The 15,402-nt window shown below is 31.6% G+C and carries 15 protein-coding genes; 4 read left to right on the top strand and 11 right to left on the bottom strand.

The window, feature by feature from the left end:
• Positions 1-104 precede the first annotated feature (104 nt).
• Positions 105-1,805, top strand: coding sequence for an AraC family transcriptional regulator (locus DK442_RS10020; RefSeq protein WP_109435724.1), 1,701 nt, complete (start codon positions 105-107; stop codon positions 1,803-1,805).
• A gap of 111 nt (positions 1,806-1,916) precedes the next feature.
• Entirely contained in the window at positions 1,917-2,078 is a 162-nt protein-coding gene (locus tag DK442_RS28165; RefSeq protein WP_160114111.1) for a hypothetical protein, read from the top strand.
• A 78-nt stretch (positions 2,079-2,156) separates the two neighbouring features.
• Here the strand turns inward: DK442_RS28165 and DK442_RS10015 are convergent, their stop codons facing one another.
• From DK442_RS10015 to DK442_RS10005, 4 genes are all read right to left on the bottom strand, one after another.
• Positions 2,157-2,360 (bottom strand): hypothetical protein, encoded by a 204-nt coding sequence (locus DK442_RS10015; RefSeq protein ID WP_109435723.1) that lies wholly within the window; start codon positions 2,358-2,360, stop codon positions 2,157-2,159.
• A 38-nt stretch (positions 2,361-2,398) separates the two neighbouring features.
• Positions 2,399-2,566 carry a hypothetical protein gene (locus DK442_RS28160; protein WP_160114110.1) on the bottom strand — a complete coding sequence of 56 codons (168 nt, stop codon included), beginning with the start codon at positions 2,564-2,566 and terminating at the stop codon, positions 2,399-2,401.
• A gap of 102 nt (positions 2,567-2,668) precedes the next feature.
• Positions 2,669-2,875, bottom strand: coding sequence for a hypothetical protein (locus tag DK442_RS10010; RefSeq protein WP_109435722.1), 207 nt, complete (start codon positions 2,873-2,875; stop codon positions 2,669-2,671).
• Between the two features lie 48 nt (positions 2,876-2,923).
• Positions 2,924-4,513, bottom strand: coding sequence for a vitamin K epoxide reductase family protein (locus tag DK442_RS10005; RefSeq protein WP_109435721.1), 1,590 nt, complete (start codon positions 4,511-4,513; stop codon positions 2,924-2,926).
• A 458-nt stretch (positions 4,514-4,971) separates the two neighbouring features.
• Between DK442_RS10005 and DK442_RS10000 the strand changes: the two genes are divergently transcribed.
• A complete protein-coding gene (locus tag DK442_RS10000; RefSeq protein ID WP_109435720.1) occupies positions 4,972-5,766 on the top strand; it encodes a DNA/RNA non-specific endonuclease in 795 nt (264 codons plus the stop codon).
• Here DK442_RS10000 and rodA read toward each other — a convergent pair whose 3' ends face one another.
• From rodA to purH, 6 genes are all read right to left on the bottom strand, one after another.
• Complete coding sequence (rodA, locus tag DK442_RS09995) at positions 5,767-7,020, bottom strand: rod shape-determining protein RodA (protein WP_109435719.1); 1,254 nt, start codon at positions 7,018-7,020, stop codon at positions 5,767-5,769.
• A complete protein-coding gene (mrdA, locus tag DK442_RS09990; RefSeq protein WP_109435718.1) occupies positions 7,020-8,891 on the bottom strand; it encodes a penicillin-binding protein 2 in 1,872 nt (623 codons plus the stop codon). Before mrdA ends, rodA begins: the two co-directional genes overlap by 1 nt.
• Complete coding sequence (gene mreD, locus DK442_RS09985; protein WP_109435717.1) at positions 8,888-9,394, bottom strand: rod shape-determining protein MreD; 507 nt, start codon at positions 9,392-9,394, stop codon at positions 8,888-8,890. The genes mrdA and mreD overlap by 4 nt, the downstream gene beginning before the upstream one ends.
• Positions 9,395-9,398: 4 nt before the next feature.
• Positions 9,399-10,211: a rod shape-determining protein MreC gene (gene mreC, locus DK442_RS09980; protein WP_109435716.1), complete on the bottom strand. Its 813-nt coding sequence runs from the start codon at positions 10,209-10,211 to the stop codon at positions 9,399-9,401.
• 135 nt (positions 10,212-10,346) lie between these two features.
• Positions 10,347-11,375 carry a rod shape-determining protein gene (locus DK442_RS09975; protein ID WP_109435715.1) on the bottom strand — a complete coding sequence of 343 codons (1,029 nt, stop codon included), beginning with the start codon at positions 11,373-11,375 and terminating at the stop codon, positions 10,347-10,349.
• A gap of 44 nt (positions 11,376-11,419) precedes the next feature.
• Positions 11,420-12,952, bottom strand: coding sequence for a bifunctional phosphoribosylaminoimidazolecarboxamide formyltransferase/IMP cyclohydrolase (gene purH, locus DK442_RS09970; RefSeq protein ID WP_109435714.1), 1,533 nt, complete (start codon positions 12,950-12,952; stop codon positions 11,420-11,422).
• A gap of 151 nt (positions 12,953-13,103) precedes the next feature.
• Between purH and DK442_RS09965 the strand changes: the two genes are divergently transcribed.
• Positions 13,104-14,357, top strand: coding sequence for an ABC transporter permease (locus DK442_RS09965; protein WP_109435713.1), 1,254 nt, complete (start codon positions 13,104-13,106; stop codon positions 14,355-14,357).
• Between the two features lie 132 nt (positions 14,358-14,489).
• On the opposite strand, the gene DK442_RS09960 is transcribed toward DK442_RS09965, so the two are convergent.
• Positions 14,490-15,374 (bottom strand): type IX secretion system membrane protein PorP/SprF, encoded by an 885-nt coding sequence (locus DK442_RS09960; protein ID WP_160114109.1) that lies wholly within the window; start codon positions 15,372-15,374, stop codon positions 14,490-14,492.
• Positions 15,375-15,402: the final 28 nt, after the last annotated feature.

The following is a 15,402-nucleotide window of genomic DNA, read 5'->3' as shown; positions in this document are numbered from 1 at the left end:
AATATTATATTTATATTCTATACAATTGCACAAATTCAGGACTATAAGCTAGGTTGGTTTTTTAATTCATGTTTACTAGTTCAAATTCAATGTAAGATTAACTTATGAAACAAGAGATTACCATTATAATCGCTGTATTGTGTTTTGGATTACAGTCTTATGCCAAACAAGAAATTCAAAAAGAAGTTGAGTCAGATTCTTTAAGTAATAAAACATACAAACAACTTCAAAATTCACTAATAAAGAATATACAAGATTCTATTAAGTCTACTTCTTATGCTATAGCTATCTTGAAAAAAGGCAAAAAAGAAAGAGACACAATTCAAATCTTAAATGGCTTTTTCTTTTTGTCAACTATTAACGAGAATAATGAAAATGTGCTTTCTTATTCTGATAGTATAATTAAGATTTCTAAGAAGGTAAATAACTCTAGATTTTTGGGAATGAGTTTCTTAAACAAAGGTGTTTATTTTTATGAAAAGAGAGAATTTGATAAATCTTTGGATAATTTTTTAACAGCCAAACTATATGTAGATAGTTTGCCTAGACTTAATTATATAACGGAATACAGTATAGGTTTATTAAAAAGTAGAGTAGGAGAATATCAAGAAGCTCTTGAAATTTTTAAAAAAAGTTGGATGTATGCTAATGAAAGAAATTTTAAAGAAAAAGATAATAACAATTATTTAATCACTTTACTTTCGTTAGCAGATGGTTATGTTAAAGTTGGTAAGAATGATTCAGCCACGTTTTATAATAGATTAGGGATAGAAGAATCACTGTTTTCAGGAAATAATGTAAAATACTATGATTTTGTATTAAATGAAGGGATTAATAAATATTACCTAAAAAAATATGATGTTTCATATGATAGTATTTCTAAAGTTATTAAAAACTTTAGAATGAAAATAGATAGGCCGAACTTAATATTGGCTTACTATTATTATGCAAAAACATTATTAGAGAAAGAAGAAATAGACAGTGCAATAGTAAATTTTAAGAAAGTAGATTCTTTATTTAATATCACAAACGATATTCATCCTAAATCTAGGGAAACTTATGAGTTTTTGATTAATTATTATAAATCTAAAAATGATGATAAAAATCAGTTATTATATATTGAAAGACTTCTAAAAGTTGATAGTATATTAAATAGTAATTATAAATATCTAAGTAAAAAGCTAGCAAGAGAATATGATACACCTAAGTTGTTAAAAGAAAAAGAAAGAGTAATATCTGGATTAGAGAATAAGAATGTAAAAGTCTCTAATCAGTTAATGTTGGTTTCAATACTTTTGGGATTAAGTCTATTGGGATTGATCTATTATTATAGAAGACAAAAAACATTAAAGCGTCGATTTAATGAAGTAATGAATTCGAAAATTGAACATAATTCTGAGAAAACTACAGCAAATTCGGGAGCTATTGGCATATCTAGTGATATTGTTAATGATGTCTTACAACGATTGGAGCAATTTGAAAATAGTGATGCGTTTTTGAATCCAAGCATTACTATTAATGACCTGTCAAAACAGTTTGATACCAATTCTAAATATCTATCCAAGATTATAAATACATATAAAAATAAAAACTTTAGCAATTATATTAATGATTTAAGAATCAATTGTGTTGTAGAGAAACTCAAATTGGATCGGAAATTTAGAAATTACACTGTTAAAGCAATAGGTTCAGAAGTTGGGTTTAATACTACTCAGGCTTTTTCTAAAGCTTTTTATAAAAGCACAGGAATTCATCCTTCTTATTTTGTTAAGAAAATAGGAGAAATGACTAATGAAGAAATGTAGTTGTTTTTTGATACGAATTCCTGAAAACGTAGAGTCTTTTGGATTTTTGTAATCTATCATTTTTAATAATTATGTACTTTTAAAATGATATAATTATAAAAAGAACTCAACATGAAAAAATCAAAATTAGGAATTGAAAAATTTAGGGTAACAAAATTAAATAACATGTCATCAATTAAGGGAGGAGAAGAGTTCACTAAAAGTTGTCCTACAATAACTGATACAAAACCTGTAAGATCTAGTATACCTTGCTGGCTTGAAGCTATTCTCTAAAGTACACCGTCGTTAACTATAAAAAAAGTCCAACTTTAATAAGAATAAGAGTTGGACTTTTTTAATTTTAATTTAGTTCTAAAAACAGTCACAAGAATAACCGTTGAATAACCCACCACTGTGAGGTCCAATACCACATTGCCACTGAGCAGTTCCACAACATTCTGGATCACTACTTGGATAACATTTGTTTAATGTAGGAATCCGGCCTCCAGAAATTGATTTTTGATCTTTTTTTTCAATTTTCTTGGTATCTGTTAAATTTAAAATTTTCTTTAGCATCTGTTTTTGGTTTTAAGATTATGATTCAACTAATAATTTTATAGAGCAGAGCAATTTCTTCCATCGCGATATTCACATCGATCACCTATACATACACAATATGTAGGGCAGAATACCAAGCAGATAACAAGACCATTGCCAATAATAGTACTTTGATCTTTTTTTGAAAGCACTTTGGCTCCATGTAATTTTTTGATTCTTTTCATAATTTTAGGTTTTAAGAATTAACATATTTATCAAAATTCAATCATCATCATATTCAAAATGACATGCTATGGTTCATCTTACAATATCTTATTTGGTTTTGGTCAAAAACCTAATCCTCCAATGGGATCGGTCCCGTCTGGGCAAGTACTACTGCATGATACAGCTATAATTTCTAAGAAACCTCTGGGCCCCATTACAATACATCCACAATCATCTGATCCAGGAAGGGTGAATCCTCCTTTAATGGTACGTTGTTGGTTTTTATTAAGTTGTCTAACATTTTTTAATCTCAAAATTTTTGGTAACATATTATATTGATTTTAAGTTAAACTATATTGAATACACTACATTAAATATTAAATTTCAACAGGTTCTTGGTTTTCGATAACATCATTATGATTTTCGATCATAATATTCATAAAATGAAAAAACTCTGAATAGCTATACTTTTTAGGATAAATTGTGTCATTTATTAGTGAAGCGGGAGTATAGTAAAGGTTGTTTTTTTCTGCCCATTCTGATTGTTTGTCTAAAACTGATATATAGCCTGGATTCTTTGCAGGAAGACCATATTTTTTTATCCATTTGCTATGTGTTCTGTCGGCAAACCAATTGTTGTATGCTATTATAAATTCATCAGCTCCTTTGTTTTGATAGATGTCAAAAAGAATCAAGGCTATTTGCGTTGCTTTATTTTCTAGATCATCAGTTTTTACATTTAAACGAATAATGATCTGCAATTGATCTCCCATAGCCTTTAAAGTACGAGTGTAAGCTTCGAACGCATCTTTACAATATCCACACATAGGGTTGGTAAGACTAATGATTTTAAATGGAGCATTTGGATTACCTAATACGATTTCGTTTTCTATAGTCGAATTATCTTCTATTTTTTCTGAAAGACTGAGTAAGTGGTTAAAAATCTGACTATCTCTTTTGAAGTGATTTAACTTTAAATTGTCACCTTTAAAAGTCTTGTTTTCCACCATTTTTTCCTTTGCAAATAAATAAATTGAAGTAAATAATGTAGTAACAATTAAAAACCCTGAGATTTGAGAAATATCAATATCAAACTGAAGGCTTCGTAATGCTATTATTGTTAATCCAATAGAAACAGCTACCATAGCAAGGCATATTGCACACCATTTTTTTATAATAAAAGCTTGAGAATAGATAGAATATAATACAAATGGAATTCCTGCAAGTGCAGGAATAAGCAATACACTGGTGAAACCATAAAAAATTTGATATAGTGTAAGTGAGCTAAAAAATACAATACCAGCATCAGCAAGTGAAAAATTCTTGAAGAGCTTACCACTGTTATTATTTATGACATCTCCACAATTTGTGTTCCCAACAGAAGTACAAAACTGATGAATGGTTTGAGATTGAATACCTAAACTTTCGCGAAGTGCAAAAAAACTAAAGGTCACACCTACAAGAGATACAATCAGAAAAAGAATTTGATCAATTGTCCAGACTCTACTGATAGCTAATAAAACTAAACCGGCGATTAATGTTATTGCAAGAAGATTCTGAAGAAACGACCCATTGGATAAAAGACTTTGTTTTGAATTGTATTCTACAGCAATAACCTTGGGAATCCAAATTTCTTTAAATTCTTCAAGAGTAAATTTCTTTTTCTTTAAGCTACTGTGCTTAATTTCTATATTTTGATTCTTTTTAATAGCAGTGACAATTTCTTCAGAAGATTCTGCCGTTTTAACCAGAGTTACAAAACTTTTTGGTAGTTGATCCAAAGCATCTATAGGAACTTCTACCGCAATATTATCGATATCAAAATAATCTAGAGTATCAGTAATCGATTGAAAACTTGGGTAATTAGGGTGTATTTGTAACTGAAGTTCTAAGTCTTTTTTTTCATAGTTGCCTATTCGATTTTGAACCAAAACGGTTTCAACAATTTTTTCGATATTATTTTTCATAGACTTTTTAAAAATGATTTGTTTAAGAACTGTAAAAAATTAATTTACTGAAGGTTATCTGATTACTAGAAATGGTAACTGTTTGATTTAGGTATAATTTAATTTCTGTTGGGTGTTGACCTCCAAAAGTTAACTTCACTAAAATAAAACTTTAAAAACGGTATGTCAATATGTATATAGCTCAAAAATACAATGGTATATCCGTAATTTGGATAATTTTAGGGTTGATTCGTTGGGTTATCTATCTGTAAATCAGGGTTGAATTGGTTTTTTTATGACTTAATTAAAAAAGAAGAACATTAGTGTTAAAGTTTTCAATAAAAAAAGAAATATTCTTTTAATATTATGGAAAATAGATAAATATAGTATTGATTGTAATTGTGTAATCTACTTTTAGAAGTAATTAAAAGACATGACATAATCATTTTACTATTTTTGTCTTCTTAAAAAATAAAACATTGAAAAGAAAATATCTTTACCCTATATTAATTATTATTGTTACTATTGGATTTTACTACGTCGAGCAGTATGAAGGAGAGTATACGACAGAACAAAATGGAGATGGTGTATCTGAGTATGGTTTTTTTTATTTACCGACATCTACTACAGGGGCTATAATAACTCATGATCACTATTCATTATCGTATTCTGAAAAGCACGAACAGGCAGAGTGGGTTGCTTACGAATTAAAAAAAGAACATTTGTCAGATAACAATTTTAAACGACCATATTTCAAACAGGATAAAAAAGTGAGATCATCTTCTGCAGATTGGCGTAATTATAAAAAATCTGGCTATGAAAGAGGGCACTTATGCCCCGCAGGAGACAGGAGATTTACTTATGAAGCTTTTGAGGAAACATTTTTTACTTCAAATGTGAGTCCACAGAATCGTGAATTTAATAGCGGTATATGGAATGCATTAGAACAAAAAACTAGATACTGGGCGCAATTATATGATGGAATCTACGTGGTTACTGGAGGAGTATTATCTGATGATCTGGATGATATTGGTTATGAAGCTGTATCTGTACCAAGATATTTTTACAAAGTTATATTAAAGGAAAATGCAAAAAACTCCAAAATGATTGCTTTTTTAATGCCTCACAAGAAGTCTAATGCATCTTTGAAGCAATTTGTTGTACCGGTTGATAAAATCGAAAAGCTAACCGGAATAGATTTTTTTCCACAGTTAGATGATAAAATAGAAAATCAATTAGAAGCTTCTTCGGGTACAAAAGGTTGGAAATTTTAGTTACCACTCATTAACTCTATTGGAGTCTAGTTTAATAAAAATAAAAAGTAAAATGGTGAACCCCCATAATCCAGATCCTCCATAGCTAAAAAATGGAAGGGGAATTCCAATGGTTGGCATTAGTCCTGTAACCATACCAACATTAATAGCAAAGTGAATAAATAAGATGCCAATAACACTATAGCCATACACACGGCTAAATTGTGTTTTTTGCCTTTCTGCTAAATGAATAAGTCTAATTAATAATGAGATAAACAAAATGATAACCAAAGTTGCACCAAGGAAACCCCATTCTTCTCCAACCGTGCTAAATATATAATCTGTATGTTGTTCTGGTACAAAACCACCTTTGGTTTGCGTTCCTTCTTTCCATCCTTTGCCAACCCAGCCACCACTACCTATTGCGATTTCACTTTGGTTGGTGTTATATCCAATTCCTTTTGTATCTACTTCCTTACCTAATACAATATTAAATCGATCTCTATGTCGTTGTTCGAATACATTATTGAAAATATAGTTTACAGAAAAACAGAAGCCAGTTACTACGATAATTGTAAGGAGGTACCTTGAGTATTTGGGTTTTTGTTTTCTATTTTTAATTAATATCAATAGCATAACTGTGGCGATAGCAAGCACTACCCAAATAGGATTAAAAAGCAGAGTTAGAATGAATAATGCGGCAGCAGAAGCTCCTACAATAAGATATATTGCAGCTAACCCTTCTCTGTATAAAGGAAAGAAAAAGGCAGCGTATATTAATGCACTTCCGGGATCAGGTTGAGGTATAATAATTACAGCGGGTATTGCTATAATCAAAAATGCTCTTACCTGGTGTCCAAGTAGATTAATATTGGTTTGCATGTCACTTAGGTATTTGGCTAATGCCAAAGCAGTACATGACTTTGCAAATTCTGAAGGCTGTAATCCAACTGGTCCAAAAGCATACCAGGATGTAGCGCCGTTTATGTTTTTACCGAGTACAAAAAGACCTAAAAGAGAGAGCAAGGATATTACATAAATTAATCCTGCGAATCGTTCATAAAATTTTACTTCTACCGCTTGAGTAATAACAATCAAAACTATACTAAGTAAAATCCAATATCCTTGTTTTACATATACTTCAGAAAAATCTGTAAAAGAGAACGCTTCATTTTCATAAGATGCAGAATAGATATTTCCCCATCCAAACCCAACTAGAAGTAAAAATAATAGGACCGTTATCCAATCTATTGCAGCTACACTGGATTTTGCCATTATTGATTAATTTTAAAAGGTTCGCCACTATAAGGTTTTGCATATTCCTCTTCGAGACTATGAGTGAGAAGCCATTTTTCTAAATCAGTTCTGGTAATACTACCATTTATATGTTGTTCTATCATTAAAGAAGCTATTTTTCCTGCATATCTAGCACCCCAATATCCATTCTCTACAAAGACTGCAATTGCAATTTTAGGATTGTTTTTAGGGGCGAATGCAATAAATACAGAGTGATCTGTAAGTTGTGTTTTCTTTCCGTCTATTTTGGTAAAATTTTCGGCAGTACCAGTTTTTCCACAAATTTCTATTCCTTCTACTTGTAAAGAACTTGCAGTACCTTGAGTATATACTTGATACATTCCTTCAATTACAGGTTCAAAATGCTCTTTGTCAATTGTTGTAATTTTTGGTACAGTATAGTTTTCATTTTCTATGGGTTTACCATCTATTGCCTTTATAATGTGAGGTGTAAAATAATAACCTCTATTGGCAATTGCAGCAGTCATATTAGCTAACTGGATTGGGGTTGCTAATACTTCTCCCTGTCCTATGGCATTAGATAATGTTGCTGAAGCATACCATTTATAAGTTGGATATTGATAGATTTTATTATAATATTCAGAAGAAGGTACTTTACCGGGTCTCCCTGCTGGTAAATCGTTCCCCAGATAATTTCCTAACCCAAAACTTTGTACATGTTTTTTCCAATTATCCATACCTTCCTGCGGGGTATCGTATTTTTCGATAATTCTTCTATACACTGTAGCAAAATAAGCATTACAAGAATTTGAAATTCCGGGAATCATGCTTAAAGGGCTCCTGTGAGAATGACACCCTAGTTTTTGACCTCTTTTTCCATAATAATATCCCATTCTGCAAGAAACACTTTCTCTAGTGTCAATTACATCTTCCTGTAATCCTATTAATGCATTTATGGTTTTGAATGGTGAACCAGGTGGATATTCTGCTTTTAGTCCTCTATCAAATAATGGAATGGCAATAGTGTCATACACTAATTTAGTAAAATTTGGAGATCTTTTTCTTCCTACAAGTAGTTCGGGTTTATAACTTGGAGCTGTAACAAGAGCTAATATTTCTCCTGTCGATGGTTCGAGAGCCACAATACCTCCTCGTTTATTTTTCATAAGCAAGCGCCCATATGCCTGAAGTTTTGTGTCAAGAGTAACCGTAAGGTCTTTTCCGTTTACGGGTAAGGTATCAAATTTTCCTTCTTTGTAAGCTCCCATATCTCTGTTGAACCTATCTTTTTGGATACGCTTTACTCCTTTAACTCCTCTAAGATAATTTTCATACTGTTTTTCTACACCATCAATACCTATAAGATCACCTGAGAGATAATAAGGGTTTTTCTGAATCAATGCTTCATTCACCTCTCCTATATAACCCAATACATTTGCAGCATCTTCGGTTTGGTAATCTCGCAATGAACGTTTTTGAATATAAAAACCTTCAAATTTCCGCATTTTTTCCTGCAGATAAGCATATTCATCTTTTGTTAATTGCGGGACAATTATTGAGGGTACCCTTGGAGAATAAACTCTTGCTTTTCTAAGACTTTTTATAAGCTTGTCTTTACTGATATTAAGAATAGAACAAAACTCTAATGTGTCAAAAGGTTTTAACTCTCTTGGTATAACCATTACATCATATGATGGTTGGTTAGTTACAAGTAATCTTCCGTTTCTGTCATAGATTGCTCCTCTTTGAGGGTAATCGTAAATTACTTTAATTGCATTATCTTCTGATAATGAAGCAAACGAAGTATTATAAATCTGCAAGTAAAAAAGCCTTGCAATAAATACAACACCGGTAGTTACAATTATAAGGTATAGTAATAACTTTCTCATGAATCATTTCTTCTAAACAACACCAGAACTAGCATGGTAATCACTATTGTGAATAAACTAGAGAATAACGTTTTTTTTACGATCAATAGTATGTGAGAGAAGTTAAAAATTTCTAATGAAAAAAGTACAATATGATGTGTTAAAACCATCAGGATCACATAGGCAAATCGTTCTCCGAATCCAACTTGACTTAGTTTTACTGTTTGGAACTCGTAACTAAGCCCAAAAACAGATCGCAATGCTACTGGTCTAAAAAATGCAATGACAAGGCAAGCGGCTGCATGTACACCTCCAGAATCTCCAAACATATCTATGATTAACCCTAATATGAAACTTATAACGAGGAAAAGACTTTTGTTGATGTTTATAGGAGCAAGGAGTATGAAAATAATATAAATATAAGGGTTAAGGAACCCTAAGAAATTAATATGGTTTAGAATCGTTACCTGAACCAAAACTAAAACTATAAACCTCACAATATGTAATAGTGTATCCCTATTCATAAATTTAGTTTTCTAAACTTTTAATTTCTTCTATATCTCTACTTTTTATGGCATATACAAAACCAATATTACTCATGTCATTAAATAGTTTAACATCGATTAAATAGTAGCTTTTGTTTTGATTTAACTTGTAGTTTGAAATTGTTCCAATTCCGATTCCTTTAGGGAAAATGGTCGAACGACCATGTGTAATAATAGTATCTCCTTCTTTAAAAATAGCTTGCCTCGGAATAGTCTCTAATTGTACAATATTTGGGTCTTTTCCATTCCAGGTTAAAGAACCATATTGATTAGATTTTTTTAAGCCAGCATTAATTCGGGAATTACTATTAAGAATAGAGATGACTCTACTATAGTTTTTTGAAGTATTTTCTACAATCCCTATGATACCTTTATCTGTTATTATTCCCATATCAGGAAAAATGCTATCTTTTTCTCCTTTATCAATAAGAATATAATTATCAATCTTACTATAATCATTTTTGATTACTCTGGCTTTGGTATACGTATAAGGTTTATCAAATGATATTGTATCTATCTCTCGTTTTACAATAGAATCTACACCTAATGCACTAAGCTGGTTATGTAGCCATTCATTTTCTTCTAGTAATCTTTTGTTTTCCTGTTTTAGTCCAAAATAATTCGTTATCGAATGTTGCCAGCCATATAACCCTCCACTTAAAAAATTCGTAGAGCTTACGAACTTACTTTTGTGATAAGAATGAGATTGAATTGTCAGGACTAAGGATAAAAATAATAACAAAAGAAATAGCAGAGAATGTTTATTCTTTATTAAAAAATTAATAATCTGCTGCATACTTTAGCGTGTGATAATCTCTTTAGTTAAACGTACTGTTATAAGTGGCTTTTGCCTTTACTTAATAAATATTAAAGCAGGATAACGTAAAATCAGAAATTTAGGTATATTTCAGGTCATATTTTTTTAAAAATACTATTTGATAAGTACACTTTTATACCTGTTTAGATTTTTAAGTGTAATTCCTGTTCCTCTTACAACTGCTCTTAATGGGTCTTCTGCTATATAAACAGGTAAATCAGTTTTTTGTGATAAACGTTTATCCAGCCCTCGAAGCATAGAACCTCCTCCGGCAAGATATATTCCTGTATTGTATATGTCTGCTGCAAGTTCTGGCGGTGTTTGTGATAAAGTTTCCATTACTGCATCTTCGATTCGTAAAATAGATTTATCTAGTGCCTTAGCCATTTCTCTAAAAGAAATTTGAACTTGTTTTGGCTTTCCTGTAAGTAGATCACGTCCTTGGACATTCATTTCTTCTGGTGGTAACTCAAGATCTTCTGTAGCAGCACCAATTTGTATTTTTATTTTTTCAGCAGTACGTTCCCCAACATATAAATTATGTTGTGTACGCATGTAATATATAATATCATTAGTAAATACATCCCCTGCAATCTTTACAGATTTATCACAAACAATTCCTCCTAGAGCAATAACAGCAATTTCTGTTGTACCTCCTCCTATATCTACAATCATATTTCCTTTAGGTTGCATAATGTCAACTCCTATACCAATTGCGGCAGCCATAGGTTCATGAATAAGATATACTTCTTTACCATTTACGCGTTCTGCACTTTCTTTTACGGCTCGCATTTCTACTTCAGTAATCCCAGAAGGAATACAGATTACCATACGCAGAGCAGGAGCAAAGAGTTTTTTCTTTAATGCCGGGATATCTTTGATAAACATACTTATCATTTTCTCACTGGCATCAAAATCTGCGATTACTCCATCTTTTAATGGTCGGATAGTTTTGATATTCTCATGAGTTTTTCCTTGCATCATAGCCGCCTCTTTTCCAGCAGCAATGATTTTACCATTCATAATATCTCTGGCTACAATAGAGGGACTATCCACTACGACTTTGTCATTATGAATTACTAATGTGTTAGCGGTACCTAAATCTATCGCGATCTCTTCGGTAAAGAAGTCAAAAAATCCCATAAAAAGTCAAAAAAAGGGGTTAAAATTCAGTAAATGTAATAAAATTAATGTTTAAAATGGCGTGTTCCGGTCATAACCATTGCAATTCCGTTTTGATCACAGTATTCAATGCTCAATTGATCCTTTATAGAACCACCTGGTTGAATCACAGCTTTTATGCCTGCATGGTCTGCTATCTCTACACAATCAGGGAATGGGAAAAATGCATCACTAGCCATTACCGCACCATTAAGATCAAAATTAAATGATTTTGCTTTTTCTATAGATTGCTTAAGTGCATCAACTCTAGAAGTTTGTCCTGTTCCGCTTGCTAATAATTGTTTACCCTTAGTAAAAACTATAGTATTTGATTTAGTATGTTTACAGATTTTTGAGGCAAAAAGAAGATCTTCGATTTGATCAGAAGTAGGAGCGGTCTTAGTTACAGTACTCAAATCTGATTTGGCATCCGTTTTAAGATCCTTGTCTTGAAGCAAAGCACCATTAAGGCAAGATCGTACTTGCATTTTTGGTAAATCGATTTCTTTTTGTACTAAAATGATCCTATTTTTCTTTCCTTTAAGTATTTCTATAGCTTCATCACTAAAAGAAGGAGCGATCACCACTTCACAGAAAAGTTTATGAATTTCGTCAGCAGTGTTTTTATCGATTTCGGTATTACTAATTAGGATTCCTCCAAAAGCAGAAACAGGATCGCCTGCTAATGCATCAATATAAGCTTGAAGAATAGTTTCTCTTTGTGCTAAACCACAGGCATTATTATGTTTTAATATTGCAAATGTAGGTGCGTCATTTTTGAATTCATTCATTAGATTTACTGCAGCGTCTACATCAAGTAAGTTGTTATACGATAATTCTTTACCATGTACTTTGTCGAACATAGCTTCAAAATCCCCAAAGAAAAATCCTTTTTGATGTGGGTTTTCACCATATCGTAATACTTTTCCTTTGGTTTCACTTATTTTAAGAGAAGCTATTTCATGATCACTATTAAAATAATTAAATATTGCAGAGTCATAGTGAGAAGATACATTAAAAGCTTTGGCAGCAAAACGTTTACGATCTTCTATAGAAATATTTCCGTTTCCTTCTGAAATAACAGACAAAAATTCTGAATAATCATCAACAGAAGCAACACAAGTAACATCAGCAAAATTTTTGGCAGCTGCTCTAATTAGAGAAATTCCTCCAATATCTATTTTCTCAATAATATCTTGTTCTGGAGCTCCAGAAGCTACGGTCTTTTCAAAAGGATATAAGTCTACGATAACAATATCAATTTGAGGAATCTCATATTGTTCCAGTTCTGCAACATCACTATCGTTATTTTGACGATTAAGGATTCCTCCAAAAACTTTTGGATGAAGCGTTTTAACTCTCCCCCCAAGAATAGAAGGGTACGAAGTAACATCCTCGACAGGTATAACATTAACTCCTAAATCTCTAATGAATTTTTCTGTTCCACCAGTAGAATAAATGGTAATATTAAGTTCATCTAATTTTTTTACGATAGGTGCTAATCCATCTTTACTGAATACAGAAATCAAAGCAGATTTAGCAGTTTTTGTGTTGCTCATGAGAAAATTTAGTTAGTAAAACGCAAAAGTAGCAATTTAGTAATCAATTAGACAACCAATTATGTGTAATTGTTTGAAAGAAATTGTAACAAAAATATAAGGAAAACGTCCTATCTTTAAATAATTTAAAATCTAGTTCAAAAAATAGAGCATGTTAATCTACCTTAGAGTACTAAAAGAAAGTTTTAATTTTGCTATTAGTGCGCTTATAAACAATAAGTTACGCACATTTCTTTCGTTGTTGGGTGTAACTATTGGGATATTTTCTATAATAGGAGTGTTAGCAGCAGTAGATTCTTTGAAGCAGGAAATAAAAGGAAGTATTAGCTCTCTGGATAATAGTACAATTTACCTTATGCGTTTCTCATTTGGTCCAACAGATATACCGCAGTGGAAACGAGAACAATTTCCTGATGTAACATTCGAAGAATATCAATATATAAATAGGTCTTTACCTGACATGAAAGCAGCTAGTTTTATTTTAAATGTTGCTCCTGAGACCGTAAAATATGAAGATAATAATGTTAGCAATGTAGAAATTGTACCCGTTACAAGTGACTATTATGAAATAGAAGAATTGCAGGTGGTGAAAGGAAGATTTTATAATGAACAAGAATCTGCATCTGGTGCTCCTGTGGCAGTTATAGGAGACGAAATTGCTAATAATTTATTTGGTTCTGGAGATCCTATTGGTAAGAAAGTACGTCTATACGGAAGAAAAATAACTATAATCGGAGTGCTAAAAAAAGAAGGAATGGGACTTTTTGGGAATAGTAAAGATACTATGGTTATTCTCCCGGTCAACTTGGTAAGAAGAGTCTATGGAGATAATAATAAATCTGCTTTCCCCGCAATTATTATTAAGCCAGAGTCTGGTATTGATGTTCCCGAATTTGTTGCAGGGTTAAAACAAAAAATGAGGACATATCGTGGATTGAAACCTGATGAGATCGATAACTTTTTTGTAAATCAACTACAGGGATTTACTGATTTTATAGATAATATCACCGGTACAATGTCCCAGATTGGAGGTTTTATAGGTATGTTTTCATTATTGGTTGGTGGGTTTGGAATTGCGAATATTATGTTTGTGAGTGTAAAAGAACGTACCAATCTTATAGGGATTCAAAAAGCACTTGGTGCTAAGAGAAGATTTATACTATTTCAGTTTTTATTTGAAGCTGTTATTTTAGCTATTTTTGGTGGTTTAATAGGACTTGTGTTAGTGTGGTTGATTTCTATTTTTGCATCTCAATTTACAGGTGATTTTGAATTTATTCTTTCTGGCTCCAATGTGTTTTGGGGAATGTTTTCTTCTACCATGATTGGTTTAGTTGCTGGGATTTTACCAGCGATATCTGCTTCAAAACTAGATCCTGTTGAAGCTATTAGAACTGGGATGTAATTTTTGATAAAATGACTTTTGATTTCCGGGTACTTATAAATCCTCATAAAGCTTTTAAAACTTAAGAGAATTTAGATCGATGATTATATTGTTTTGATTTCTTTAAACAATAAAGACTTGGGAGTATTTGTTTTAGTTCAAACTAACTTTTAGCATTACTTCATGACTTCCATTATTAAAGGATCCTGTGTCCGCTGTAGTATGTTCATAAGCATATCCAAATTGTAATGCTTTATCAATAAAAGTGGTGGTTAAAAATATAGTAACACTTTCGTCTATTCTATAGTTTGTACCTAGTTCTATTCTTTCTTTATACCAGGCAGAAGCGGTCATGTCAATAGTAAGAGGAACTCCTGTTACTGCTCTGGTTAATACAGAAGGTTGTAATTTAAAATCGTTAGTAAGATTAAAAGTATAGCCTCCGCCTAAGAAAAACTGCTGATCATCACTAGCAGATACTGGATTAACACCATCTTTTTCAAACCTGTCATTTGATAGGATTCCAGGAGCAGAAAGGGTTACATAATATTTTTCTCCTTTAAGGTAAAAGCCTACTCCAACATTGGGGTTAAACGTATTTACATTTTCACTAAATAATGGATCATCGGTGATACCGACTTTATTGAGATCTATTTTTAAGAAAGATCCGCCTGCTTTTATACCAGAATATAGGTCTAATTTATCTGCTATTTTAAGTTTATATGAAAAATCTGCATATACATGTGTTTCATCTAATACAAAAACCCGATCATTTACAATTGTTAATCCAACACCAACGTTTTTACCTATAGGAGAATTTACATTAAAGTTAAATGTTTGTGGAGCATCTTGTACTCCAATCCATTGACTTCGTACTGAGAAAACTGCTTCAAGATGCTCATTCGAACCAGCATATGCAGGAGTAATTATATTCATATTGTATCTATATAAGCTAAAATGAGGGTCTTGCTGTGTATAACCCAAAATTGAAGTGAATAGTAGTAGTATTAAAATGTATTTGTATTTGAAATCTTTCATTGATCCTTCTTTTATAGTTAATAGTTGG

The sequence above is a fragment of the Aquimarina sp. AU119 genome (genome assembly GCF_900312735.1).
In the GTDB taxonomy this organism is placed as follows: domain Bacteria; phylum Bacteroidota; class Bacteroidia; order Flavobacteriales; family Flavobacteriaceae; genus Aquimarina; species Aquimarina algiphila.
The sequence above is the reverse complement of the archived record's forward strand: the minus strand, read 5'-3'. Positions and strand labels throughout refer to the sequence as shown.